Origin of the sequence: Mucilaginibacter roseus (genome assembly GCF_021215455.1) — a bacterium.
In the GTDB taxonomy this organism is placed as follows: domain Bacteria; phylum Bacteroidota; class Bacteroidia; order Sphingobacteriales; family Sphingobacteriaceae; genus Mucilaginibacter; species Mucilaginibacter roseus.
In genome coordinates this window covers 181041-207610 of sequence record NZ_JAJPWV010000002.1, presented here as the reverse complement: position 1 = coordinate 207610, position 26570 = coordinate 181041, and the positions used below count along the sequence as shown (strand labels likewise).

Annotated in this window: 19 protein-coding genes; 9 read left to right on the top strand and 10 right to left on the bottom strand. The window is 44.9% G+C overall.

The window, feature by feature from the left end; all coding sequences use genetic code 11:
* Window positions 1–39 precede the first annotated feature (39 nt).
* Window positions 40–1989: a glucosamine-6-phosphate deaminase gene (gene nagB / locus LT679_RS05730; RefSeq protein ID WP_262909253.1), complete on the top strand. Its 1950-nt coding sequence runs from the start codon at window positions 40–42 to the stop codon at window positions 1987–1989.
* Between the two features lie 513 nt (window positions 1990–2502).
* Here nagB and LT679_RS05725 read toward each other — a convergent pair.
* The 5 genes from LT679_RS05725 to LT679_RS05705 all read right to left on the bottom strand — a co-directional run bounded on the left by LT679_RS05725 (window position 2503) and on the right by LT679_RS05705 (window position 10227).
* On the bottom strand, window positions 2503–5637 hold the full coding sequence (locus tag LT679_RS05725) for an efflux RND transporter permease subunit (RefSeq protein ID WP_232176399.1): 3135 nt from the start codon (window positions 5635–5637) through the stop codon (window positions 2503–2505).
* 57 nt (window positions 5638–5694) lie between these two features.
* On the bottom strand, window positions 5695–6792 hold the full coding sequence (locus tag LT679_RS05720; RefSeq protein ID WP_232176397.1) for an efflux RND transporter periplasmic adaptor subunit: 1098 nt from the start codon (window positions 6790–6792) through the stop codon (window positions 5695–5697).
* A 17-nt stretch (window positions 6793–6809) separates the two neighbouring features.
* Window positions 6810–8084, bottom strand: a complete 1275-nt coding sequence (locus LT679_RS05715; RefSeq protein ID WP_232176395.1) for a TolC family protein — start codon at window positions 8082–8084, stop codon at window positions 6810–6812.
* Window positions 8085–8168: 84 nt separating this feature from the next.
* The gene (locus LT679_RS05710) at window positions 8169–9539 is read right to left on the bottom strand and encodes a sensor histidine kinase (protein ID WP_232176394.1); all 1371 of its coding nucleotides are present in this window, start codon (window positions 9537–9539) and stop codon (window positions 8169–8171) included.
* Between the two features lies 1 nt (window position 9540).
* Window positions 9541–10227, bottom strand: a complete 687-nt coding sequence (locus LT679_RS05705; RefSeq protein ID WP_232176392.1) for a response regulator transcription factor — start codon at window positions 10225–10227, stop codon at window positions 9541–9543.
* A gap of 198 nt (window positions 10228–10425) precedes the next feature.
* Between LT679_RS05705 and LT679_RS05700 the strand changes: the two genes are divergently transcribed.
* Window positions 10426–10887, top strand: a complete 462-nt coding sequence (locus LT679_RS05700; RefSeq protein WP_232176390.1) for an SRPBCC domain-containing protein — start codon at window positions 10426–10428, stop codon at window positions 10885–10887.
* A gap of 42 nt (window positions 10888–10929) precedes the next feature.
* Window positions 10930–11613 (top strand): HAD family hydrolase, encoded by a 684-nt coding sequence (locus LT679_RS05695; protein ID WP_232176388.1) that lies wholly within the window; start codon window positions 10930–10932, stop codon window positions 11611–11613.
* A 339-nt stretch (window positions 11614–11952) separates the two neighbouring features.
* Here LT679_RS05695 and LT679_RS05690 read toward each other — a convergent pair whose 3' ends face one another.
* The 4 genes from LT679_RS05690 to LT679_RS05675 form a co-directional block, all read right to left on the bottom strand.
* Window positions 11953–12189, bottom strand: a complete 237-nt coding sequence (locus LT679_RS05690; protein WP_232176386.1) for an Atu4866 domain-containing protein — start codon at window positions 12187–12189, stop codon at window positions 11953–11955.
* Between the two features lie 20 nt (window positions 12190–12209).
* Complete coding sequence (locus LT679_RS05685; protein WP_232176384.1) at window positions 12210–13055, bottom strand: oxidoreductase; 846 nt, start codon at window positions 13053–13055, stop codon at window positions 12210–12212.
* A 30-nt stretch (window positions 13056–13085) separates the two neighbouring features.
* Window positions 13086–13916: an SDR family NAD(P)-dependent oxidoreductase gene (locus LT679_RS05680; protein WP_232176381.1), complete on the bottom strand. Its 831-nt coding sequence runs from the start codon at window positions 13914–13916 to the stop codon at window positions 13086–13088.
* 86 nt (window positions 13917–14002) lie between these two features.
* Window positions 14003–14908, bottom strand: coding sequence for a helix-turn-helix domain-containing protein (locus LT679_RS05675; RefSeq protein ID WP_232176380.1), 906 nt, complete (start codon window positions 14906–14908; stop codon window positions 14003–14005).
* Window positions 14909–15074: 166 nt separating this feature from the next.
* On the opposite strand from LT679_RS05675, the gene LT679_RS05670 reads away from it, so the two are divergent.
* Window positions 15075–15791 carry a superoxide dismutase gene (locus tag LT679_RS05670; protein ID WP_232176377.1) on the top strand — a complete coding sequence of 239 codons (717 nt, stop codon included), beginning with the start codon at window positions 15075–15077 and terminating at the stop codon, window positions 15789–15791.
* A gap of 91 nt (window positions 15792–15882) precedes the next feature.
* Here the strand turns inward: LT679_RS05670 and LT679_RS05665 are convergent, their stop codons facing one another.
* The gene (locus LT679_RS05665; protein WP_232176375.1) at window positions 15883–16998 is read right to left on the bottom strand and encodes an AI-2E family transporter; all 1116 of its coding nucleotides are present in this window, start codon (window positions 16996–16998) and stop codon (window positions 15883–15885) included.
* A 135-nt stretch (window positions 16999–17133) separates the two neighbouring features.
* Here LT679_RS05665 and LT679_RS05660 point away from each other — a divergent pair, with 135 nt between their 5' ends.
* From LT679_RS05660 to LT679_RS05640, 5 genes are all read left to right on the top strand, one after another.
* Window positions 17134–17526: a group III truncated hemoglobin gene (locus tag LT679_RS05660; protein ID WP_232176373.1), complete on the top strand. Its 393-nt coding sequence runs from the start codon at window positions 17134–17136 to the stop codon at window positions 17524–17526.
* Between the two features lie 92 nt (window positions 17527–17618).
* Complete coding sequence (locus LT679_RS05655) at window positions 17619–19775, top strand: glycoside hydrolase family 31 protein (RefSeq protein WP_232176371.1); 2157 nt, start codon at window positions 17619–17621, stop codon at window positions 19773–19775.
* Between the two features lie 39 nt (window positions 19776–19814).
* A complete protein-coding gene (locus LT679_RS05650) occupies window positions 19815–21764 on the top strand; it encodes a glycoside hydrolase family 97 protein (RefSeq protein WP_232176369.1) in 1950 nt (649 codons plus the stop codon).
* 141 nt (window positions 21765–21905) lie between these two features.
* Window positions 21906–24374, top strand: a complete 2469-nt coding sequence (locus tag LT679_RS05645; protein WP_232176367.1) for a glutaminase family protein — start codon at window positions 21906–21908, stop codon at window positions 24372–24374.
* A gap of 7 nt (window positions 24375–24381) precedes the next feature.
* Window positions 24382–26433 (top strand): beta-L-arabinofuranosidase domain-containing protein, encoded by a 2052-nt coding sequence (locus tag LT679_RS05640; RefSeq protein ID WP_232176365.1) that lies wholly within the window; start codon window positions 24382–24384, stop codon window positions 26431–26433.
* Window positions 26434–26570 lie beyond the last annotated feature (137 nt).

Here is a 26570-nt window from a genome sequence, read left to right as displayed (position 1 = left end):
TTATTTATTATTTAAAAAATATAAGTAAGTTTGTTTAATTTGCAGAGTAACCAAACTACATTCCAATATATGTCACGACTCAACCTGCTTGAAGAAACCCGTTACGAAAAACTACCTGTTACTGTATTCCCGGATTCAACAGCTGCCTCAAACAGTGTGGCCGCACGCATAGCTGCGCTGATACGCGATAAACAAAGCCGCGGAGAAAAAACTGTTTTAGGTTTAGCCACCGGTGCTACTCCCGTTAAGGTTTATAAAGAGCTGATTCGTTTACATAAAGTGGAGGGGCTGAGCTTTAAAAATGTAGTTACCTTTAATCTGGACGAGTACTTCCCGATGCAGCCTGACGCCGAGCAGAGCTACGTTACTTTTATGAAGCAGCAACTGTTTGACCATGTCGACATCGATCCGGCGAACATACATATACCTGATGGTACGCTGGCTGAGGAAGATGTGGCTCAATTCTGCATCAACTACGAGCAAAAAATAAATTCATACGGTGGGCTCGACCTGCAAATACTGGGTATAGGCCGTACCGGTCACATCGGTTTTAACGAGCCGGGTTCAGCGCCAAATTCAGGTACACGCCTGGTAACGCTTGATGACCTTACCCGCCGCGATGCGTCTCGTGATTTTGGTGGCAAGGAGAACGTACCTACCAAAGCCATCACGATGGGTGTTGGTACGATATTCAAGGCCCGTGAGATCATTTTGATGGCCTGGAACCTTAAAAAGGCCAGCATTATTAAAAAGGCGGTTGAAGGTTCAGTATCATCAGAAGTTCCTGCAACATATTTGCAACTCTCTGATAAGGTGGAATTTATTCTCGACCAGGATGCTGCTGCCGAGCTAACCCGTTTTGATACGCCTTGGCTGGTACGCGATTGCGTTTGGGACATCCAATTGATAAAAAAAGCCGTGGTTTGGCTTTCAAAAACTACCGGTAAGCCTATCCTTAAACTCACCGAAGAAGATTATAATAATAACGGTATGGCGCAACTGGCTACTGAAAAAGGGCCAGTGTACAACATCAATATCGACATATTTAACAAGCTGCAGCACACCATTACTGGCTGGCCGGGTGGTAAGCCAAATGCTGACGACAGCCAGCGCCCGGAACGTAAAGATCCCGCTAAAAAGCGCTCAATCATTTTCTCCCCGCACCCTGATGATGACGTGATCTCGATGGGTGGTACCTTCATTCGTCTGGCCGACCAGGGGCATGAGGTGCACGTTGCTTACCAAACATCAGGTAATACTGCTGTTTGGGATGATGATGTGCTGCGTTTTATGGAGTTTGCAATTGATTTTAACAAAGCGCAAGGGATTGATACTACTACGCTTGAAAATACTTACCGAGAGAGCCGTGAGTTTATAGGTAAGAAGCTCCCAAATCAGCCCGACCAGATTGCTATACGCGATGTTAAGGGATTGATACGTAAGGGCGAGGCTATAGCAGGAGCACGGTTTGCCGGTTTGCCTGATGAGAATATCCATTTCCAGAACCTGCCATTTTACGACAGGCAGAAAACTAACAGCAACGTAAGTTTTGAAGATGATATACAACAAACTGTTGAGCTTTTACGTAAAGTAAAACCACACCAGGTTTTTGCCGCCGGTGATTTTGCCGACCCGCATGGTACGCACAAAGTTTGCTTTGATGTAATTTTGGCTGCCTTGCAACGCCTTAAAGGTACCGAGGAATGGGTTGACGATTGCTGGCTGTGGTTATACCGTGGTGCATGGCACGAGTTTGAAATACACGAAATACAAATGGCTGTTCCGCTTTCACCGCAAGAGGTGATGCGTAAACGTTTAGCCATATACAAACACCAGTCGCAAAAGGATTTGCCTGTATTTCCTGGTGATGATGCACGCGAGTTTTGGGTACGCGCCGAACAACGCACTGCCGAAACTGCTCGTGCTTACGACGAGCTTGGCCTTGCCGAGTACGAAGCCATAGAGGCTTTTGTGCGCTGGGAGTTTTAACAAGAACTTTTTTTAGTTAAGGGGTTAATTAAAAAAGAAGCCTGGTGTTCCGCTTAATTGCAGAACCCAGGCTTAATTGTTTCACCCCATCCTAATCCTATCAATGAGAGGGAGTTAAACTATCGAGCGGTGGTAAAAGATCATTACACAGGCATTAACAAATCGACAGATTCCTCCTCGTACCTCGTTAGGAATGACAGATAGATTGTTAATCAGAAGCACAAACCGTAAATAACCTTTTTACCGGCATCAGGAATGCCCGGAATAGCACAAGTCTTGCTAAAGCACAACCTTTCACCGGGCAGGACGCAGCCGGCAGTTTTTCTTTGGTTACTTTCTTTTTTCTGCTAAAAAGAAAGTGACAATCACTAACACTCAAGAAAGAACATTCAATAATCATGAGTAGTAAACAAGCTTTTTAAAGTCAAATAGATAGTAGTTACGAACAAAAAGCGCCATAGCGAATCTCGCTATGGCGTGGGTTTTTTGCTGATTACTGGCGCTAATTTACCATTAACTTATAGCACCTATCTTTTTCAACAGCTTCCTGTTTTCGCGTTTGTGAATGAATTTGTAAACAATTCCGTAGATGATCGGCAATATCAGCAAGGTCAGGATAGTTGAAGTAACCAAACCGCCTATTACCACAATTGCTAACGGCTTCTGTGTTTCGGAGCCTATTCCGGTTGATATAGCTGCGGGCATCAGGCCGATAGCCGCCATCAATGCAGTCATTACCACCGGGCGTACCCTCGATATAACGCCATCGAGCAAAGCCTGGTCAAGGTGCATACCCTCTTGCAGGTTTTTGCGAAATACCGAGATAAGTATCACCCCGTTTTGTATACATACACCAAACAGCGCTATAAAGCCAATACCTGCCGATATACTAAAATTGATACCAGTTATATGCAGGGCTAATATACCGCCTATTAATGCGAACGGTACATTCATCAATACCAGCATAGCATCCTTGCTATTACCAAAGGTTACAAACAGAATCAGGAAGATCACCAGTAAGCAAATTGGTACCACGTGTGCCAGCGTGTTTGATGCGCGTATCTGGTTCTCAAATTCGCCGTTCCAGGTGAATGAATATCCATGAGGCAATTGTACCGCCTTGTGTACCTTAGCCTGTGCATCGGTAATGGTGCTACCTAAGTCGCGGCCGCGAACGGAGAATTTAACTGCGATATAGCGTGAATTATTATCGCGATATACAAATGCAGGTCCGGTAATTTCCCGGATAGTTGAAATCTCTTTGATAGAAATTTTTGAACCGTTCAGGGTTGGTACCATCAGGCGTTCTATATCCTCCTGCGTAGCACGGTATTGTTTTTGGTATCGTACGCGGATGTCGAATTTGCGTTCTCCTTCGTACAGTTGAGTTGCCGCTTTACCGCCTATGGCCATTTCAATAACAGCGTTGGCATCGGCAGTTGACACGCCATACAGAGCCATCTTACGTTGATCCAGCTCTATCCTGAACTCCGGCTGGCCAAGGTTACGCAATACGCCCAAATCGGTTACACCATCAACGTGTTTCAGTACCGACATTACCGCATCTGCCTTTTTATCCAGCACTTCAAAGTCCGGCCCGAATATTTTTACGGCCATTGATGCAGGTACCCCGGCCACAGCTTCGGCAACGTTGTCAATAATAGGTTGCGAATAATTGAATACTATACCCGGGAATTGGCTAAGCTTTTTATCCATTTCGGCTATCAGTTCATCCTGTGTGATGTGGCGTTTCCATTGTTTCTTAGGCAACAGGTCAACCTGTATCTGTACGTTAAAAAAACCTTTCGGGTCGGTACCATCGTTAGTGCGGCCCACTTGCGACAGCGTTTGTTTAACCTCTGGGAAAGTAGCCAGTATGGCGCGCATCTTGTTAGTAACGTTAACCGAGTTCTCAAGCGAACTACTCATTGGCAATTGTGCCGATACCCAAAGCGCTCCCTCATTAAGCTGCGGCAAAAATTCGGTGCCCAGCAGCTTAGCCGACATAAATGTGAGTACCATGGCGCTCATCGCTATCACCAAACTCATTTTTTGGTTACGATAAGTAAAGCTGAACATCTTTTTAATGCCGTTCTCAAAAAATAACACAATAGGATTGTGCTTTTCGCGCACGTTTTTACGCAACAACACGCTTGACAGGGCAGGCACCAAAGTAAGGGTGAATAAAAGTGCACCCAGCAACGCGAACGCCAGCGTATAGGCCAAAGGCGAAAATATTTTACCCTCAACCTTTTGGAAAGCGAAAATCGGTATCAAACAGGTGATGATGATCAGCTTGGAAAAGAAGATCGCCTTACCCATTTCAGAGCCTACGTTTTTAAACAGGCCCAGCTTGGCAAGTTTATTGAACTTCTCCATGCCAACCTCTTTAGCCCGGTGATCAAGCGCTACAAAGAGGCCCTCAACCATCACTACGGCACCGTCTATAATGATACCAAAGTCGACAGCTCCCATCGAGATCAGGTTGGCCGTCATGCCTTTTATCCGCATACAAATAAATGCGAACAGCAAGGCCAGTGGAATAATAATAGACACGGTTAACGTAGTGCGCCAGTCGGCCATAAAAAGTAATACTACCACGGTTACCAGCACTATACCTTCCAACAGGTTATGTATAACTGTTTCGGTACAGAAATCCATAAGAGTGGTGCGGTCGTAAAACGTATCTATTTTGACGTCTTTAGGGAGTACGTTGTCGTTTAGATCTTTTACCTTATCCTTGATGCGAACCAGTACATCAGCAGGGTTTTCGCCTTTACGCATTACCACAATACCTTCAATAACATCATTATCCTTATCACGGCCAACTTGACCAAGGCGAGGCAATCCGCTTTCCTTGATCACAGCAATGTTTCTTGCTAAGATGGGCACGTTGTTAACATTTTTGATGATGATGTTTTCGATCTCGTTGATGTTGTTAATTAAGCCGATACCTCGTACAACAAAGGCCTGATTGTTTTTTTCAATCACATCGCCGCCTACGTTGATGTTGCTGCGGTTAATGGCGTTGTAAACATCAAGTGAGGTAAGGCCATATTTTTGCAATAGCGATGGGTTAACACTCACTTCGTAATCCTTTTCCTCACCACCAAAGCTGTTCACATCGGCAACGCCGGGGATGGCTTTAAACTGACGGTCAAGCACCCAATCCTGTATGGCGGTAAGTTCGTGTAGCGTTTTTGTGCGGCTTTTAAGCGTATAACGAAATATCTCGCCGGTAGGACCGTAAGGCGGTTCTACTTCGGGCTTTACGCCGTCGGGCAACTCAGCATTGCTCAGGCGACTTAGTACCTGCTGCCTTGCAAAGGAGTCGTCCACGTCGTCATCAAAAATTATGCGTACGTATGATAAACCGAATGATGATGTAGTACGCAGGTTGACCTTTTTTTGTACCGAGTTCAATACGGTTTCCATCGGTATGGTTATCATCTTCTCCACTTCCTCGGCACTGCGGCCCGGCCATTGCGCTATAATGATTATTTGCGTATTAGTAACATCGGGGAAGGTTTCAATAGGAGTATTGGTATAGCTCCATACACCTGCAACGGCAAGCACAGCGGTTAAAAAGAACACAAAGCCCCGGTTGCGTAGCGAAAAATATATGATGCTTTTAATGAATTTGTTCATTGTTATAAGTATTGCGCCGGTACCATAGGTATAGCGGCAGTGATACGGATAGGGCTGTTAGTCGTCTAGCAGGGCGTTGTATAAAAACAATTGGTTTTGAGATATGATACGCTCGCCTGGTTTTAAGCCACCGGTTATATAGGTTACGCTATCCACGGTTTTTACCGGATTAACTTCGCGTATCTCCATATCGCAGCGGTTGTTGTACACTACCACATAGTGCTTGCTGTTATCAAATATTACGGCCGATGCAGGCAGCGCAACTGCAGTGCCGCTCTCGTTGTTGGTAATTACCACGTTGGTAAACATCTCGGGTTTAAGCAACAAGTCCTTATTTGGCAGGGATATACGCACGTTCATTACCTTGCTATCCGGATCGAGTACAGAATTTACGAGATCAATTTTCCCGGTAAAAACTTTGTCAGGATAAGCGATGGTGGTTACACGGGCATTGTAGCCTTGTTTTACTTTGGCTATATCGCTTTCAAATACGTTGGCATCTATCCAAACATCTTTCATGTCAGATATGGTGAACAAACTCTCATTATTATCAGGCCTGATGAAGTTGCCTGCGGCGATGTTCTTCTCAACTATATATCCGTCGCGCGGGGCACGAACGATCAGCGTACCGTTGGCGCTGGTATTGCCGCCGCCGTTGATGGAGATTTGCTGCTTTACTTTCTCGTCCGCGGCGAGAGATTTAGCGTAATTCTCTTTAGCTTCGGTATAGTCACGCTCGCTTGATATGCCGTTTTTGTACAGGTATTCGGCCTGTTGTAACTGGCGCTTGCTGATGGCTACGTCTGCACGGGTTGATTGCAGGTCGGTATAATTACCGGCTACATCGGCACTACGTAAAACTGCGAGTACCTGGCCTTTGCTTACTTTATCTCCCAGGGATACTTTTACATCAGTTACCTGTCCGCCGGCAAACGGAAATACTTTTACCACTTTGTTCTCGTCGAAAGATACCTCTCCGGTAAGCGCAAGTTCATCCTTAACCTGCGAAACTTTAACCGTATCAATCTTAATCATTTTGGCCATGGAATCGCTCACGCAAACCTTTTTGGTTTCCATGGTACCGGTTTTATGTTCCTCGCAGGCGCTCAGTGCTAAAACTAAGGCGATGGCGCTGTATGCTAATTGCTTTTTCATTTTTGTTTATAATATTGTTATAGAGGATCAACTACAGTGGTGCCTACCGCGAAATTCAAGTCGGCAATGGCTTTGTTAAGGTTATATTGCTGTTGTAATATTTTCAGCTTGGTGTCCTTGTATGAGTCAAAAAAATCCACAAACTCGGGCAGGCTGATCTGCCTTTGCTTAAAGCTTTTCAGCATACTGGTGTATAACTGATCGTAACGGTCGTAAAAATCAGTCTCGCTTTGGCCCAGCAACTGGTTGCTCAGGCGGTACTGGTTCACCGCCGAATAAACATCGTTTTGTAGTTGCAAGGCATTGTTCTGCACAATAAACTCCTGCCCTTGGGCGCTCAGTTTAGCTGCTTTAATATTGCCCTGGTTGCGGTTAAATAGGGGAAGGGGAACCGAAATTTGTAAGCCTACGTAGTGCGGCGCATAGTTGCTGTTCTGGTCGTAAGCTACACCGAGGGTAACGTCGGGTTGGGCTAAAGCCTTTTGCAGCGCAACGTTATCATTATTCTGTTGGAGTGTGTATTGACTTGCCAGGTAATCACCACGCATGGTTTTAGCTTTCTCTGCAAGCTCAGCCGCATTCAGCGGTGCATCTGTTGTATGGAAATTGATTTGCGGGGCAATAACCTTATCCGGCGCTATGCCGAGTAGCGTTTTAAGCTCGCTTTGCAATTGCGAGAGCTGGCGATTGTTTTCAACCAGGTCATTTTGCAAACTAAACAGCAAAGCTTTTAAGCGCACTACATCCTTAAGTGAATTGTTGCCTGCCTCGTATGATTTTTGGATGGCGTTCACCAGGTTTTGTGCGGATGCTATCTCGGTTTGGTAAACTTTGGCTTGTTCTATCAGGTTTGAGGTTTGCGCAAAATCAAGCAGCAGGTTATAACGCAGATTACGAAGCAGGTCATCAAAAGCGGCTTGCTGAATGCTGGCGTCGTCTTTTGCCACTTGTACTTGTTTGCCGCGTTTGCCAGCGGTGGTAAACACCTGGCTCAGCGCTACAAATACCTGACCGGTGTTTTTGCCATGATTGAAAAACTTACCCGAATTATCGGTAATGTTTTGATCGGTAGATAATACGGGGTTATCCCACAATCCGGCTTGTTTAATAAGCGCCTTAGAGGCATCTACATTATACTTTTGCGCAAGCAGGGTAAGGTTGTTTTGTAAAAAGAGCTTTTCGCTGTCTTTAAAGCTTAGCTTCAGCGTATCCGTTTGGCTGTAGGCTTTAGGTGCACTGCATATGGCCAGCACGGGCAGCAGCAGTTTAAATAAATTTTTATAAGGTGCCATTTTATGTTCTGATCTTTCGATAGATCAAAACTATTATTGCCAAATTGGAAGTGAATTAAACCTGTATTAAAAAGCCATTAGAATTTATAATGCGGCTTTCTTTTCAAAATTTACAGCAAAAGTACTACCCGCTTTACCGTCGGAAATTACCTGTATGCGACCATTGCAAAGCTGTATTATCTTGTCGGTAATGTACAGTCCAAGTCCGCTGCCGGGCAGCTTTTTTAAATTTCCGGCCCGGTAAAAGGGACGAAGTATTTTTTGCTGATCGGCCAGTGGTATGCCCGGGCCTTTATCAACAACAGCTATATTTATGGCAGTGGGCAATGCTTCAAATTTTACGGTTACTGCTTGGTTGCCTGAGTATTTAAAAGCGTTGTCGATGATGTTATTCAGAGCGATATACAGCAGCGGTTTGTTGCCCTGAATATCTAAATCAGCTTCATCCTCCGGCATGTTGCCGAACTGCAGGTCGAGTTTACCCGGACCTTTCTTTTCGCTCCAGGCCTCGTGCAACTCCCAAAGTAATTCATCAACCCTTACTGCCGAAATTTTTGCCTGCGTGTAATTCATATCCACCTGGGCCAATTCCATCAGGCTGGTAATGGTTTCCTGCAGGCGCATGGCATCGGCGGATATGGATGCTAATATACGCTCATATTCATTGGTATTACGTGCTTTGGTTAAGGCAACCTCAACCTCGCCCATTATACTGGTAAGCGGGGTTCGCAATTCGTGCGATGCATTGGCTACAAACGTTTGCTGCAATTCAAATGCATTCTCCAAACGCTCAAGCAAACTGTTAAAGTTGCTGATCAGCTCATCAATTTCATCCTTGTTTTTGGCGCCTTTAACCCGCATGTGCAAGTTGCTCGACCGTATTTGCCCCATCTGTGTAATTACCTGCTTAATTGGGGCAAGAGCGCGGTTTGCAAACAGTTGCCCGGCAAAAAATAACACGGCTGTAAATGTAATAAATAACACGCTGGCTATCTGGCTTAACATGGTTATCCGGCTCGGGAAGCTTCGGTCATACGCCGATACCAGGATCACGAAATCGCCCTGATTGTCATGGTAAAGCTTGCCAACCACCTGCCTGTCGCCGTCCTGGTATTTCAAAAATTTTTCTTTACGTACCTGCTCAATAATAGTATCTCTCCAAAAAATATCATTATGGGTGTTAAAAGCCGAGCGGTTATCATCATCATACACCTTAATCACTTCGCCATGTAGTTTATCCAGGTAGCGTTGTTGTACCTGCATCAGCGAGTCGGCATTGATCTCGTCGGCCTTTAAATATAACTGCGAGGCCACGTTGGCGCGGTCGGTGAGGCGATCGTAAAAATCCTCACGCGAGAAAGAATACACTGCCAGATAAACCGCTACAAGCACCAGCAACAGCGCGCCGGAACTGATCAGCGTAAAGTATAACGACAGGCGGGTTTTAATTTTCAAGTTATTGCTCCTTTAAAATATAGCCCATGCCAATAACCGTGTGGATAAGCTTTTTATCAAACCCCTTCTGAATCTTGTTGCGCAGGTAGTTTACGTACACATCAACCATGTTGGTTTGCGTGTCAAAGTTTATACCCCAAACCTTTTCGGTAATGTACTCGCGTGAGAGTAATTTATTTGGATTGCGGATGAAAAGTTCCAGCAGCGCATATTCCTTAGCTGTTAACGCTATTTGCTTACCCGCCCGCTCGGCTGTTTTATCCCAGATGTTGAGCTTCAGGTCGCTAAAGGTCAGAAAGTGGTTTTCGCCACCGTCATTGGCGGGCTGCCTGCGGCGCAGCAAGGCTTCTATCCGGGCAAGCAATTCTTTAAAATGGAATGGTTTTACCAGGTAATCGTCGGCACCGGCGTGCAGGCCATTGACCTTGTCATCAATAGTGCCCAGCGCGCTCAATATCAATACTGGTGCTTCGGGCTGTTTCTGGCGTATCTGCTTGCACAGCTCCATACCGCTAAGCAAGGGCAGCATCATGTCCAGTATAAAAACGTCGTACTTGTTTTGCAGCATCATGGTAAGCCCGGCTATGCCATCTTCGGCTACATCAACGCTGTAGTTATGTTCTTCCAATCCTTTTTTTATAAAGGATGAAACTTTCTCTTCATCTTCAACTAAACAAATACGCTTCATATTAATAAACCAGCCGGGGCAACAATTTTACAATTTTAAACAATTAATATTCTACAATCGCAAAGGTCGATTCAATAATAATAATACGGCATATCGAATAAACCGTGTTTGGCAGTAATGCCCCCTTAAATGGTCGCGACGGCACCTGTGCTTAATAAACATTTGATGCTAAGTTTGTTAATAGATAAAACTGCTATTATGAACACAGCTGACTTTGAAATTAAAACCAATATCCAGATCAGTAAGCCTGCGGCTGAAGTTTTTGAAGCCATTGTTGATCCGGCTAAAATGTCAAACTACTTTATTGCCAAAGGTAGCGCCCGCCTGAAAGAAGGTGAGCAAGTGATGTGGAGCTTCCCGGAATTTGAAGGTGAATATCCTGTAAATGTTAAAAAGATTGAGCCGGGCAAACTGATATCGCTTACTTGGGATGTTGAAGGTACGCCATTTTTAGTAGAGATGATACTAATTCCACGCGGGGATAATGCTACAAAGCTAACCGTTACCGAAAAGAGCACTGCAGCCGAACAACCATCGGTACAATGGCTTAAAAATAACACTGAAGGATGGGCTAACTTTTCGGCCTGCTTAAAGGCGTATCTTGAATATGGTATCAACCTGCGTAAAGGAGCGTTCGACTTTATCAGCGGCGATAAATAATTATTGCTTTTATTTTGCGCAAAACGCTATTTTTAAAGCGTTATGAGTATAAAAGTTATCGCGTTTGATGCTGACGATACCCTTTGGGTAAACGAGCCCTATTTCAGGCGCACCGAAGAGGAGTTTTATAAACTGCTTAATGAATTTTTGCAGCAGCATGCATTAGAGCGCGAGTTGCTGAAAACCGAAATAGCCAACCTCAAATTGTATGGCTATGGTGTAAAAGGGTTTATCCTTTCGATGATTGAAACGGCCCTTACCGTTACAAACAATACTATCCCAGCGGAAATTGTCGGCCAAATCATCAACCTGGGCAAAGGGCTGCTTGATGAGCCGATTGAACTGCTGGACGGGGTAGAGGAGGTGCTAAGTGAGCTTAAAGACCGCTACCGCCTGGTAGTAGCCACAAAAGGTGATCTGCTGGATCAGGAACGTAAACTCAAAAAATCAGGACTGAGCCATTACTTTCATCATATCGAAATTATGTCTGAAAAGGATGATGCCAACTACCTTAAGCTGGTAAAACACCTGGATATTCAGCCGGATGAATTGCTGATGATCGGTAACTCCCTGAAGTCGGATATTATGCCGGTGCTCAATATCGGCGGCTCGGCCATACATGTGCCCTACCACATTACCTGGGCGCATGAGCAGATTGAAGATACTATTGATAACGAAAAGTTTGAGAGTATTGCCAGTATTAGGGAGATATTGGAAATGGTGTAAAGCCTGTCCTTAACTTCTTTTGAGCGATCAAAAGAACCAAAACTTAGCGTTAGCGATCTCATGAGCACAATTAGAATAAACATAGCGAATAAATCGCCGGCTACGTCCTGCCCGGCGAATGGTTGTGCTTTGGCAAGGCTTGTGCTGCTCCGGGCATTACTGATGCCGGTTTTATAGGTTATTTACAGATTGTGCGTACAAAATTGTCATTCCGAACGAGGTAGGAGTAGGAATCTGTTGCCTGGTTATGGACAAATGCAAATCTATATCTAACCCTTTAATTATAACGTCCCAAAACGAAAAAGCCCCTCTCCAAAGGAGAGGGGTTGGGGTGAGGTATTAATCTTGTCTGTATAATACCATTCCGGCATGATATAATATACCGTCTCTAAAGTCTCCATCGGCGGTAAAGCCTGTGTCGTCAACGTATTCTATATGGTCGCCTTCAATCGTGTAACTACCTTGGTAGGCGCTTTCGCGGTTACCGCGGGCTTCATCATAACGGCCGTTGGGTAACAAATTGTGGCGTATATAGCCATCCTTGGTTACCCACATGCCTGCATACTTATTATCCATTTTTGTTATTAGTTTTCAAGTTAAGCATCAAAGCCGGTTGTTACGGTTACCTCTTTCCAGGTCTCCAAATCGTTTTTAACACTTTCTATTTTTTTGTAGGCCATGTTGTAAGCGTCCTCGCCTAAAAATAAATGCACCGGCGGGTTTTCAGCTTCGCTTACTTTAATCATGGCAAGTGCTGCCTTTTCCGGATCTCCGCCCTGATTACCGTTAATTTCGTTTTCGTGTTGATTTTGCGAATCACGAACGCTTTTGTATTCTGCAATCGGGTTTGCCGGTACGGCCATTGAGCCTGATGTCAGGAAGTCGGTACGGAAATAACCAGGAGATACTACAGTAGCGTGAACGCCAAACTCTTTAATTTCTGCCGCTAACGATTCTGTAAAACCGTGTACCGCGAATTTGGTGGCGCAGTAGATGCCAAAGCCGGGGAAATCGCCGGTGAAGCCACCAATAGAGGCAATATTGAATATATGACCCGAGCCTTGCTTACGCAAATGCGGCATTGCCTTGCGGATCACATTCAGCGAGCCGAATACGTTTACGGCAAAGTTGTCGTAAGTTTCTTCTTCGCTAAGCTCTTCCAAACTGCCCAGCATGCCGTAACCGGCATTGTTTACTACCACATCTATTTTTCCAAAGTGTTTAACAGTTAAATCGATGGCTTCTGCTACGCTTTGCTCGCTTTTAATATTCATTTCGAGCGGTAAAAACTCGTCGTTCGGGTTGCCTACAGCCTGGTTAAGGTCGGCTGCGTTGCGTGAGGTAGCGGCTACGTTGTAACCGGCAGCCAGTAACTGTTTTACCAGTGATAGCCCCAAACCTTTTGAGGCCCCGGTAACAAACCATGTTTTTTGCTTTTTCATTTTGTTTATAGTGTGATTAATTGTCTTAGTTTAAAAATCTGTTGATTTTGTGAGGGTTTCATATTGTTTGATCTCGGCGCTCAACCGTTCTAACTTTTCATTGGCGCGGTTGTAAGCATCGCTGCCAAGCAAAAGATATAGCGGTGGGTTTTCCATAGCTGCCAGTTCTATCATGGCGATTGCTGCCTTGTCAGGGTCGCCGGCTTGGGCACCGCTCATTTTCAAGTATCTGTCGTGTGTTGCGCGCACGGCTGTGTATTCAGGTATCGGGTTTTTGCCTATATAAATTGAATCCGGTTCCAAAAAGTTTGTACGAAAACCACCCGGCGCAACAACTGTTGCCTTAACGCCAAACTCTTTAACATCGGCGGCTAAGGATTCGGTCATGCCTACAAGCGCGTATTTGGTGGCGGCGTAAATAGCCCAGCCAGTATTTGCGGTAATACCCGCTATTGATGATATGTTAATAATGTGCCCTGAGCGTTGCGCACGCAGGTAAGGCATAGCCTGGCGAATTACGTTCAGTGAGCCAAAAACGTTTACATCGAAGCTGTCGCGTGTTTCGGCATCGCTTAATTCTTCTACGCTGCCACCAATACCATAGCCGGCGTTGTTTACTATTACATCAACACGGCCAAATTTTTCTACGGTGCTTTTAAGGGCATCGGCAATGGCGGTTTCATCTTTTACATCAGCCTGCAGGGGTAAAAAATTATCGCTCACTCCGGCAGCGTTAACCAGTTCATCCAGCTTGCGCGATGTGGCCGCTACCACATGGCCAGCGTTTAAAAGGTTTTTTACAAGAGAAAGGCCTAAACCTTTAGAGGCCCCGGTTATAAACCATATTTGCTTGTTTTCCATTGTATTGTTTTTTGTTATTAACAATACAAAGGTAGTATGGGTTTAAAGGGAGGCGATAGCGTTTATCAAACCAAAGATTGCAAAATTCACACATTACGATATGCGGATGGCGTTAGTTGTGTTTGCTTCTTAAAAAAGTTGTTAAAATGCGCCGGCTCGTCAAAGCCGAGGGTGTAGCTTATTTCGGATATGTTCCAGTTGGTATGCCTCAGCAGCACCCGTGCCTCGTTGGCCAGCCGCTCAAAAATATGACTGGTGGTGGTGCGGCCGGTAGTTTGGCGTATGGCCCGGTTAAGGTGGTTAACGTGTACCGAAAGTTTATCGGCAAAATCATTGGCCGAGCGCAGACTGAAGCGTTGCGAGGTTGATTCAATAGGAAACTGCCGCTCTAATAGCTCTGTAAAAATGGCTGTAATGCGCGAGTTGGCGTCCGGATGGCGGTACAAGGTTTCAGTCGGTTGAAGCTTTAATGCGTAATGAATTACCTCGTTTACGTAATTATTCAACAGATCGTATTTAAACCGGTAATCAGAAGCTATTTCTTTGAGCATCTTCTCAAATATCGGCGCCAGTTCATCATACTGATCGTCTGTAAGCACGTAAGATGGTTTACCACCAGGAGTAAACATGGGCAGATCGGCGATGTTACTGCGCAGGCGTTCAGTAAAAAAGCCTTCCTTAAATATGCAGAAGTACCCTTGCATATCGTCAGACATTGATTCAAATGTATAAGGTACGTTCGGATTAAAGAACATCAGCGTTTTGCCATCCACGTCAACGCTTTTATCAGCGTAATGATAACGGCATTTACCTGTAAACAGGGTTATTTTATAATAATCGCGGCGGGTATATTTTACGGGCGCTTTGTTAGGCCCATGGCAATCTTCCAAACGAAAAACGTTGAAGTGGCCAATGTCCTGACTAAGGTTATCGGGCAACCAATCAAATTTGCTTTTATAAAAATCCTCTAATGATTCTGTTCCGGCTATCATATCTCAAAGTTACATAATTCAAACTATCAGATGCAAGTATGGGTTTTTATAGTTCATAAAATATGTAACAACATTGCAATAAGCCCGTTTTTGTAATATGTAATTAAACATCGGCTTAATATTAATTGTTAAGTTAGCAGTGTTCAAACTCAATAAATAACACATCATGGAAAACAACAGCCGTCGTAAATTTATACAAACCTCGCTTGCTGCTACTGCCGCGGTAACTGTAGGTAACTCATTTATTGCAAACGCCATAGCGGGTGAGCCGGAGCCTGCCGCCTTTGCATTTAAGCAGGTGCCGCTACCTTTTAAGTATGCCGACCTTGAGCCGAGCATTGACGCGCTTACCAACGAAATACATTATACCAAGCACCACGCTACGTATATTAAAACCATTAACGAGTTAATTGTCAGCGAAAAAATACCTTATAAAACCGAAAAAGAATTTTTTGCAAACGCATCAAAAATATCAGCTAAGGCGCGTAATAACGCCGGTGGTGCCTGGAACCATAACTTTTTTTGGGAAAGCCTGAAAGCTCCATCAGCTTCGGCCGCACCAACCGGCAAGGTTGCAGATGCTATTAACGCGTCGTTTGGGTCGTTCGAGAAATTTAAAACCGAATTTGCAGATGCCGCCGCCAAACGTTTTGGTTCGGGCTGGGCATGGCTGGTTAAGGATGGCAGCAAGCTGAAAATTGGCTCAACACCTAACCAGGATAACCCCTGGTTTGATAATGCAGAGATAAAAGGTACCCCACTTTTAGGTCTTGACGTGTGGGAGCATGCCTACTATCTGAAGTACCAGAACAAACGCCCCGACTACATTAATGCGTTTTGGAATATTGTGAACTGGGATGCGGTTGCTAAGAGGATGGTTTAGTCATTCACTGCGTTGTCATTGGTCATTCGCTTTGTAGTCATTAGTCATTGGATGGATTATCTTCTAATGACTAATGACTATTGACCAATGACTACATCGTCGCCGGTTTATCCGGAACGTTTTTCTTTTTGCGGAATGCTGGGAAATTCATGGGGCTCAGGTTTGGTCGCTCATCGCCCAATAGCACGCCCCATTGTTTAAACTGTTCCGAGCGGTCGAACATGATCTTCAATACCGCGATGATCGGCAGTGCCAAAAACATAGCGGATATGCCTCCCATGGTACCGGCTAATATCACCCCGACGATAGCTGCCATGGCGTTTATCTTCACCTTTGAGCCTACAATTCGTGGCATCAATATATTGTTATCCAAAAATTGAACGACGGCAATCGCGCCTAATACGATAAATATGGGCAGTATTTCCTGCGATGAAGCCAGTGTAATCAGCACGCCTAATACGTTGCCAATTAACGCACCCAGGTAAGGTATAAGGTTTAAAAAAGCGAAAATTACGCCTATCAGCAATGCATGCTTTATACCGAACAAAAACAAGATTAAACCCAGCAGCACTGTGATGTAAGTGATCTGGATGAGTAAGCCTATCAGGTAGCTTTTTATAATACTTTCGGTAGCGCGCATGCCTTCTTCCACTTTTTTATGCTGATCCTGATCAAACCACATAAAAACAAAACGCACCAAAAGGTTTTTGTAAAGCAATATCAGGTATATGTAAATGGGTAACAAACCAAAAAACAGCAATATATTACCTACCGAACCCGCGGCGCCTCCCAAAATATTCCCTAATGAACCCAGTAGCTTGTTACTTTGCTGGTCAACAAATTTTAACTGTTCATCTGCCGAATAGTTAAATTTATCAGCAATCCATTTACTGAGTTCATTAAGGTGATTGCCTACATTTTTCTCTATCTGCGGAAAATCAGCAACCAGCGACCCTATCTGTGCGGAAAAGAACCAAACGATGAGCCCGAGAAATATAAAGAGTAACAATATCGGTAAAAATATAGCTACCACCTCGGGTACCTTTAACCGCCGGAAGAAGCGTAGCACGGGCAATAACATCAGGCTGATGAAGAATGCCATCAGCAAGGGCATGATCAGGTTCTGGCCGATAATAAACAGCGCGCCCAATAAAGCTAACCCGAGCAGTTCAATTGATCTTTTTACGGTTATGGGGAGTTCTTTCATAAACTATAATATATTGTAATAAGCAGGTTGCAGCGTAATTGTTTACCGCTTTAGGATGAATAATTTACCACTTTTATACGGCTTATTACACTCGAATAACACTGCGCAAATATTGTTTATCTATTTTTGTATACAATGGCTGCCGACAAACAAATATTGAATCTTAACGATATTAAACAACTGGTTGATACTTTTTACAACAAGGTGCAAAATAATGCCCTTATCGGGCCAGTTTTTAACGAGCGCATTCAGGATAGATGGCCACAGCATCTGGAAAAGATGTATAGCTTTTGGCAAACCGTTTTGTTAGAGGAGTACACTTATTTTGGCCGCCCGTTTCCGCCGCATGCGCAGTTGCCGGTTGAGCGCGAGCATTTTGAAACCTGGCTAAACCTTTTTAATGAAACGGTTGACGAACTTTTTACCGGCGATAAAGCAACCGAAGCCAAATGGCGGGCAAACAAAATGGCCGAGATTTTCCAGATCAAGATAGCGCACTTCCGCAATTCTGGTCATAACATCCTGTAACAATCAGGTGATTTGCAAAAACGTTTTTTCAATAATTTTTATCTAAAAGTTTTTTATCTGTATGTTTAACAGCTAACCAACGCTAATTAAACATGCTTTTAAATTTACGCTTACGTGAGTTTCTGTGCCTGATTGTTTTATCTCAAATTTCAGTGTCTGCCGTCCTTGCTCAGCAACGGCAAATAACCGAGGTTGCACCCGGAGTGAAAAAGATAACCATAGGTCAGACTGACCCGTTAACGCCCTACAGTTTTTGCGATGAAAAACCACAGGTAGGCGCTATGCAAAAGCTGCCCGCGTGCAAATTGCCGTTTGATATCAACAGCATCGGGATCAACATCAGCGAAAGAGGCGTGTTGGTTGAAGTGCCATTGGATGACAAGGAGCAGCTTTATGGCTTCGGTTTGCAGATTGGGTCGTTCAACCAACGCGGTTTGCGTAAAAAGCCGATAGTTAATGATAATCCGTCTCATAATTTAGGTTATACCCACGCGCCAACAACATTTTACGTTTCCAACAAAGGATATGGTATATTGGTGAACACGGCTCGCTACGTAACCTTTTATTGTGGCACCACCGCTAAAAATGTTAATGAGGTAAAAGCGTCCTCACAAAGCAATGGCGGCAATTCGATAAATGAATTGTATGCCAACAAAGGCGGTTCAGCGGGCGTTGTGGCGGCAGACGTGCCCGGCGCGAAAGGCATCGAAATTTATGTATTTGAAGGCCCGGATATGCTGAGCGTTATGCAGCGTTATAACCTTTTTTCGGGCGGTGGTGCATTACCAGCCATTTGGGGCCTGGGTGTAAAGTATCGCGTTAAGGCTGATTTTAAGCAGGATCAGGTTAAAAAGATGGCCGCTTATTTCAGGGACAACCATATTCCTTGTGATGTATTGGGGCTTGAACCTCGCTGGCAAACAGCATCGTACTCATGCTCATACGTTTGGAATAACGAGTTTTTCCCGAATCCGCAAAACTTGATTGACAGCATGAAACGGCAGGGATTCCATATTAATTTGTGGGAGCATGCCTTTGTTAATCCTAAATCGCCGCTGTATGCGCAGTTGAAAAATAAGTCGGGCAATTACTTGGTATGGAACGGTTTGGTACCCGATTTTGCCGACAAGCAGGCCACAAAATTATTTGCCGATTACCATCAAAACACCTTTGTGAAACAGGGCATATCCGGCTTTAAAATGGACGAGTGCGATAACTCCAACATCACCATGGGCGATGCTACCTGGAGTTTTCCGGAACATAGCCGTTTTCCTTCGGGGATGGATGGCGAGCAAATGCACCAGGTATTTGGTGTGCTTTACCAAAAGGCCATTTACAATATCTATAAACAAAATAACATTCGTACCTATCTGGATGTGAGGGCTTCAAGCTCCTTTGCATCCTCGTACCCGGCAGCTTTGTACAGCGATACTTACGATCATAACGAATATATCGGTATGGTGGTCAATTCCGGTTTTTCAGGACTGATCTGGTCGCCTGAGGTGCGCGAGTCAAACACGGTTAAGGATCTGATGCGCCGCAGCCAAACGGCAGTGTTATCAGCGCAGGCGTTATATAACTCATGGTACCTGCAAAACCCACCCTGGTTACAGATCAATATCAAGCAAAACAACAATAATGAGCTGATGGCCAATGCCAAAGAGGTAGAGGCGGATGTGCGCAAACTCCTTAACTTCCGCATGGGTTTGGTGCCTTACCTGTATAACGCCTTTGCCGATTATCATTTTAAAGGCATCCCGCCGTTCCGGGCGTTGGTGATGGATTACCCGGATGATGAAAAGGTGTACAATATACCTGACGAGTATATGATAGGGCAGGGCATTTTAGCCGCCCCGCTTACCGAAAAGCAAGACGAACGCAAGGTTTACCTGCCTGCCGGTACCTGGTACGATTTTAACACCGGTAAAAAAATGGAAGGCGGCAAAGAGTACACCATCAATACCTCATTTACTGATCTACCTATCTTTATAAAAGAGGGTACCGTTTTACCAATGGCCAAGCCGGTTGAATATGTAGCGCCAGACACCAAGTTTGAAATAACCTGTTATGTTTACGGCGAAAAAGCAACAGGCAGCTTATTTGAGGATGACGGCGTTACCTTTAATTATGATAAGGGCAACTACAACAACATTAGCCTGAACTATGAGGGCGCTAAGGGCAAAGCCGAACGTAAAGGCAATTTTAAAAACAAACGGTTCATTATCAAAAAATGGGAAGTAATTAAATAACGTTCCACCGATACAAAATACATCACTTAATACAAGCACATGAAGAAACAAATTTTACTCACTACTTTATTGCTCTCGGCAGGTGTGAGGCTGATGGCGCAAACCATTGATGTTGCCTCGCCCGATAACAAAATCAAACTGACGGTTGACCTGAATGACAGGATCAATTATTCGGTAAGCGTTAACGGCGATGCGCTGTTGAGCAACTCCTACCTGCAACTCGACCTTGGCAAGCAAAAGCTCGGCGAAAAACCAAAGCTGATCAAAAAAGCGGTTACTACCATGAACACCGTTTTGCACCCGGTGGTGTCCTTAAAAAACAGTTCGGTGCCTAATAATTACAACCAGTTGAGGCTCGATTTGAAGGGCGATTACAGCGTGGAATTCCGTGCGTATAACGACGGGGTGGCTTACCGTTTTATCACCAATAAAAAGGATTCTATTGCGGTAAGTAATGAGGATGTTCACCTGAACTTTGCGGATAATGTAGAAGCCTCGTACCTGGAAACAGGCAGCTTTAAAACTTCTTACGAAATATTGTATCAGCGTAAGGCTTTAGCCGATGTAAACAAAGGCAAAATGAGTGTGCTGCCTATTTTGTTCGATAATAAAAAATACAAGGTGCTGCTTTCCGAAGCTGACTTGTACGATTACCCTTGCCTTTTTGTAAAATCAACCGGCGATAAAAGTGTTGATGCTATCTTCCCTAAAGCGCCGCTGGCCTTTGGTCCGGATGGCGACCGTAGTTTGAAAATTGAAAAAGAAGCGCCATACATTGCCAAAACCGCAGGTAAGCGCAACTTTCCATGGCGTTTTGTAGTGATCACCAATCAGGATAAGGATTTGGTAGAAAACCAGATGGTTGCACGCCTGTCGACCCAAAATCAGTTAAAAGATACCAAATGGATAAAACCAGGCCAGGTAACCTGGGAGTGGTGGCACAATGCTTATGTGTATGGTGTGGATTTTAAATCGGGCTATAATCAGGATACGTATAAATACTATATCGATTTCGCCTCAAAATTTGGCATCCCTTACATCATTATGGATGAAGGCTGGGCCAAAACTACCGAGAACCCTTTTGAGCCTAACCCAACTATCAATCTGCATGAGCTGATTGATTATGGTAAAAAGAAGAACGTTAAGATCATCCTTTGGTTTACCTGGCTATCAGTTGAAAACCACTTCGATATATTTGAAACCCTTAAAAAATGGGGTATCGCCGGTATGAAGATCGACTTTATGGATCGCAGCGACCAATGGATGGTGAATTACTACACCCGCGTTGCTAAAGAGGCCGCCAAGCACCAGATACTGGTTGATTTTCACGGCGCGTTCAAGCCTGCCGGTTTGGAATATGCTTACCCCAACGTATTGTCATACGAGGGCGTAATAGGCATGGAGCAAAACATCGGAGGTGGCTGGGCTACACCGGATAATAACCTGTATCTGCCGTTTCTACGTAACGCTGTTGGTCCGATGGATTACACACCGGGTGCCATGCGTTCGGCCCATAAAAAGGATTACAAACCAACCTGGGTAAATACCATGAGCATTGGCACGCGCGCGCATCAACTGGCTATGTATGTGGTATTTGAAAGTGGTTTGCAAATGCTGGCGGATAACCCGTATAATTACTACCGCGAGCCGGAGGCTATTAAGTTTATCACAAGCGTACCCGTTACCTGGGATGAAACCCGCGTGCTTGATGCCTCGCTGGGCGAGTACGTAGTTACTGCCCGCCGCAAAGGTGGCAATTGGTTTATAGGCGCTATGGGTAACAGTAAACCGCATGAGTTGACCATTAATACCAGCTTTTTAAAGCCGGGCGTTACCTATAACATTACGCTGATAAAGGATGGTATTAACGCTGATTTTCAGGCGATGGACTTTAAGCAGGTAACCAAAACTATTAAATCAGGCGAAGCCATTGATATTAAAATGGAGGCTGACGGCGGTTGGGTGGCGCGTATTGAACCGGCTAATTAAACCATTTAAAACAACAGCATCTAAGAAGAGGATGGGCGGAAGCTCATCCTCTTTTTTATTTATTTTTGTCAGTTAGACATTTATTATAACTTTACGGCTTACAGTTAAACCAAATTAAATTAATTCTATACCAAACAAGCAATGAAAAAAATCAGTTTTCGTTCTATTGCGGTCGCGTGCCTTTTATCGGCGGGTGTGGCTCACGCTCAGGACAGAAAGGCACCTGCGTATCCTTTAATAACGCACAACCCGTACTTCAGCATCTGGTCAAACACCGATAAGCTGACCGAATCATCAACCAACCACTGGACGGGCGCTACGCAATCTTTATTAGGTGTTATCAGTGTTGACGGTAAGTTTTACCGCTTTTTAGGTCAACCTGCTGATAAGTACAAAACCATATTGCCGGCATCGGATGAAAAAGGTTACAGCGTAAAATATACTGAAACCAAGCCTGCTGATGACTGGAATAGCGCAAACTTTAACGATGCCTCATGGCAAACCGGCGCGGCGCCATTTGGCGATAACGGCCAGGTAAAAACCAGTTGGAAAAGCCACGACCTATGGGTACGCCGTACATTTAGCTACACCAAAACTGATTTGAATGAGCTCTACCTGAAAATGAACCACGATGATAACGTGGAGGTTTATTTAAACGGTGATAAAATATTAGACCGTGAAGGCTGGACAAATGATTTCAAGATGTTCAAGCTGAGTAACAGCGCGAAAAGCAAGTTGAAAGACGGCGAAAACGTGCTGGCTATACACGTTGCCAACACCGCCGGCGGCCGTTACCTGGATGCCGGTTTGGTGGAGAAGATTAAGGACGTTAGCAGCAGCAAAATGGAAATCGCCAAACAAAAGGCCGTTGCCGTTAATGCTACGCAAACCATTTACAACTTTACAGCAGGCGGCGTTAACCTTGATGTAACTTTTACATCGCCATTGTTAATGAGCGATCTGAACCTGATTGCAAGGCCGGTAAGCTACATAACTTACAAAGCCAAAGCAAATGATGGTAAAAGCCATGCGGTAAAGGTTTTGTTCAGCGCGTCGACAGACGTAGCGGTTAACACACCGGTGCAGGAAGTTAAGGCTACCAAGTACGCTACAGCAAAGTTATCCATCTTAAAAGCAGGTACCACTTCACAGCCTGTACTGCAAAAACGCGGCGACGACCTGCGTATCGACTGGGGATACATGTACGTAGCGGCACCTAAAGCTGAAAACGTATCGCAATTCATCACTGCCGAAAGTGAAGCCGCTACAGCCTTTGTTGGTGGTAGCCGTGCTTCAACAGCGCAGCAAGGCCGTTCGCTGGCATTAAATACCGTTATCCCGTTCGGTACAGTAGGCGCAACCGCTGTCGAAAAATATGTTGAGCTGGGTTATGACGAGGTGTATGCTATCCAATACTTTAAACAAAACCTGCGCCCATGGTGGAACAACTCTGGTAAGCAAACTATTGAGGGCCAGCTGGCTTTAGCTGCCGATCAGTATAAATCAGTTATCGGCAAATGCCAGGCATTCGATAAAACCTTGTATGCTGATGCCAAAAAATCAGGCGGTGCAAAATATGCCGACCTGTGTGTATTGGCTTACCGTCAAAGCATCGCGGCGCATGCATTGGTTAAAAGCCCGCAGGGCGATCTGCTTTGGTTATCAAAAGAGAACTTCAGTAATGGCTCTATCAACACCGTTGATATTACCTATCCTTCAGCGCCAATGTACCTGATCTACAACACAGGGTTGCTTAAAGGCATGATGAACGGAATCTTCTACTACAGTGAAAGCGGCAAATTCCCTAAGGATTGGGCAGCACACGATCTGGGCACCTACCCATTGGCCAACGGCCAAACCTATGGTGAGGATATGCCTGTTGAAGAATCAGGCAATATGATCATCCTTACAGATGCTATTGTAAAAGCAGATGGTAATGCGGCTTACGCGAAAAAACACTGGGATGTATTAAGCAAATGGGTGAACTACCTTGTTCAGGATGGTTTTGACCCTAAAACGCAATTATGTACGGATGACTTTGCCGGTCACCTGGCTCGTAATGCCAATTTATCAGCAAAAGCAATTGTTGGTATTGCCTGCTATGCCGATATGGCCCAACGTTTGGGCGATACCAAAACTGCCGATAAATACCGCGGTATTGCAAAGGGCATGGTTAGCAAATGGATGGAGCTTGCGGGCGATGGCGACCATTACACGCTTACCTTTGAAAATAAAGGTACCTGGAGCCAAAAGTATAACCTGGTTTGGGATAAAGTATTAGGCCTAAACCTGTTCCCTCAGGAAGTTTATAACAAGGAAATAAAGTATTACCTTACCAAACAAAACGAATTCGGTTTACCGTTAGATAGCCGTAAAACCTACACAAAATCTGACTGGATATTATGGACAGCAACACTGGCCAACAACCCAAAGGATTTTAATGCATTGGTTGATCCAATATGGAAATTTGCTATGGAAACACCATCGCGCGTTCCGCTGAACGATTGGCACGAAACCACTGATGGCAAAATGGTAGGTTTCCAGGCGCGTAGTGTGGTAAGTGGTTACTACATGAAAATGCTTTACGATAAAATGAAATCAAAAAAATAAACCAATTATGCGTTTACCTGATTTGAGAAGAACCTGGCTTTTTACACTGCTGGCATTGCAGGGCGGCAGCCTTATGGCGCAAACTGCTACAGCCATTAAGCAGGTTGATAACAGCAAGGTTAACAGTTACTATGTATCAAACAAGGCACCGTTACGGCAGCAATACTTTGTAAAGCTGCCGGTAACGGCTATTAAACCCGGCGGCTGGCTACTTAAGCAGTTGGAGTTGCAGCGTGATGGCCTGACCGGTAACCTGGGCGAGATCAGCATATGGTTGTCAAAAAAAGATAATGCCTGGTTAAGTAAGGACGGTAAAGGCAAGTACGGATGGGAAGAACTGCCTTACTGGCTAAAAGGCTACGGCGATATGGCCTACGTGCTTAAAGACCCTAAAATGCTGAAGGAAACAAAATTCTGGATTGATGCTGTGCTGGAAAACCAGCGCGACAACGGTGATTTTGGTCCGGATGTGGCGAAGGGTGCCGGCAAGCGCGACTTGTGGACAAACATGCCGATGCTTTGGTGCCTGCAGTCATACTATGATTACTCGAACGACAAGCGCGTGCTCGATGTAATGACCAAGTATTTCAAGTGGCAGCTAAGCATTCCTGATGACAAATTTTTAGAGGATTATTGGGAGAAAAGCCGCGGTGGCGATAACATGCTGAGCGTTTACTGGCTGTATAACCGCACCGGCGACCAGTTTTTGCTTGACCTGGCCACCAAGCTGGATAAAAACACATCCGACTGGCGGCAAAAAGGCAACCTGCCCAATTGGCATAATGTGAACATAGCGCAGTGTTTCCGCGAGCCGGCTACTTATTACCTGCAAAGTAATAACCCTGCCGACTTGCAGGCTACTTACGATGTGTTTAAGTTGGTACGTGATGTTTACGGACAAGTACCGGGCGGCATGTTCGGTGCCGACGAAAACGCCCGTAAAGGTTATGATGATCCTCGTCAGGCGGTTGAAACCTGCGGACTGGTGGAGCAAATGACTTCAGACCAATACCTGCTGCAATTTACCGGTGATACCTTTTGGGCTGATAACTGCGAGGATGTGGCATTTAATACTTTTCCGGCAGCCTTTACTTCAGATTATAAGGCCTTGCGATACCTTACCGCGCCAAATATGGTGGTGAGCGATAGCAAGAACCATGCGCCGGGTATTGATAATACAGGTCCGTTTTTGGCGATGAACCCGTTTAGCAGCCGTTGCTGCCAGCATAACCACTCGGCAGGGTGGGTATACTATAATGAGAACAGCTGGATGGCCACGCCGGATAACGGTGTTGCTGCTTTGCTATACGCTCCGGGCGAAGTTACGGCCAAGGTGGGCACGGGTGGTTTAACCAAAATTATCACCACAACACAATACCCGTTTAATGATGTGATTGATATGAAGGTGATCACTTTTGATAAAAACGCCTTCCCGGTTTATTTGCGCGTACCTGCTTGGTGCAGCGCTCCGGTAGTAAAGGTGAATGGCAAGGTTATTAAGGTTGCAGCTAAAGGCGGTGAATACATCAAGCTGGATAATACCTGGAAAAATGGTGATAAGATAAGCCTGCAACTACCTATGAAAATAGCGGTAAGGCAATGGGCCAAAAATAAAAACAGTGCCAGTGTCAATTATGGTCCGCTTACTTACTCGTTGAAGATAGATGAGCGCTATGAAAAGAAGGATAGCAAGCAAACCGCTATTGGTGATTCGCAATGGCAGGAAAACGCCGACCCTGTAAAATGGCCGAGCTGGGAGATATATCCCGCATCAGCATGGAACTACGGCTTGTTGCTTAACAGCCAAAAGCCCGAGCAATCGTTCACAGTAGTAAAAGGCACCTGGCCTGCGGATAATAATCCGTTTACCAACAAATCCGCGCCTATAATGCTGAAAGCAAACGGCAAACAAATACCGGGCTGGCAGATAGATCAGTATGGTTTATGCGGCGTATTACCGCAAAGCCCTGTTAAAACCGAGCAACCGCAAACAAGCCTTACGCTGGTACCGATGGGCGGCGCAAGGTTACGCATAGCCTCATTCCCGGTTGTGCAATAATCTGCAAAAAGTAGGATAATACATTTCGGCAAGGCGTGAGAGTGCATACTTTCACGCCTTGTTTATTTGGTTTCGGTTTATTAGTAACAATTAACGTTACTTATAAATCGGTTTATCAAATTTTATATACATTAGCG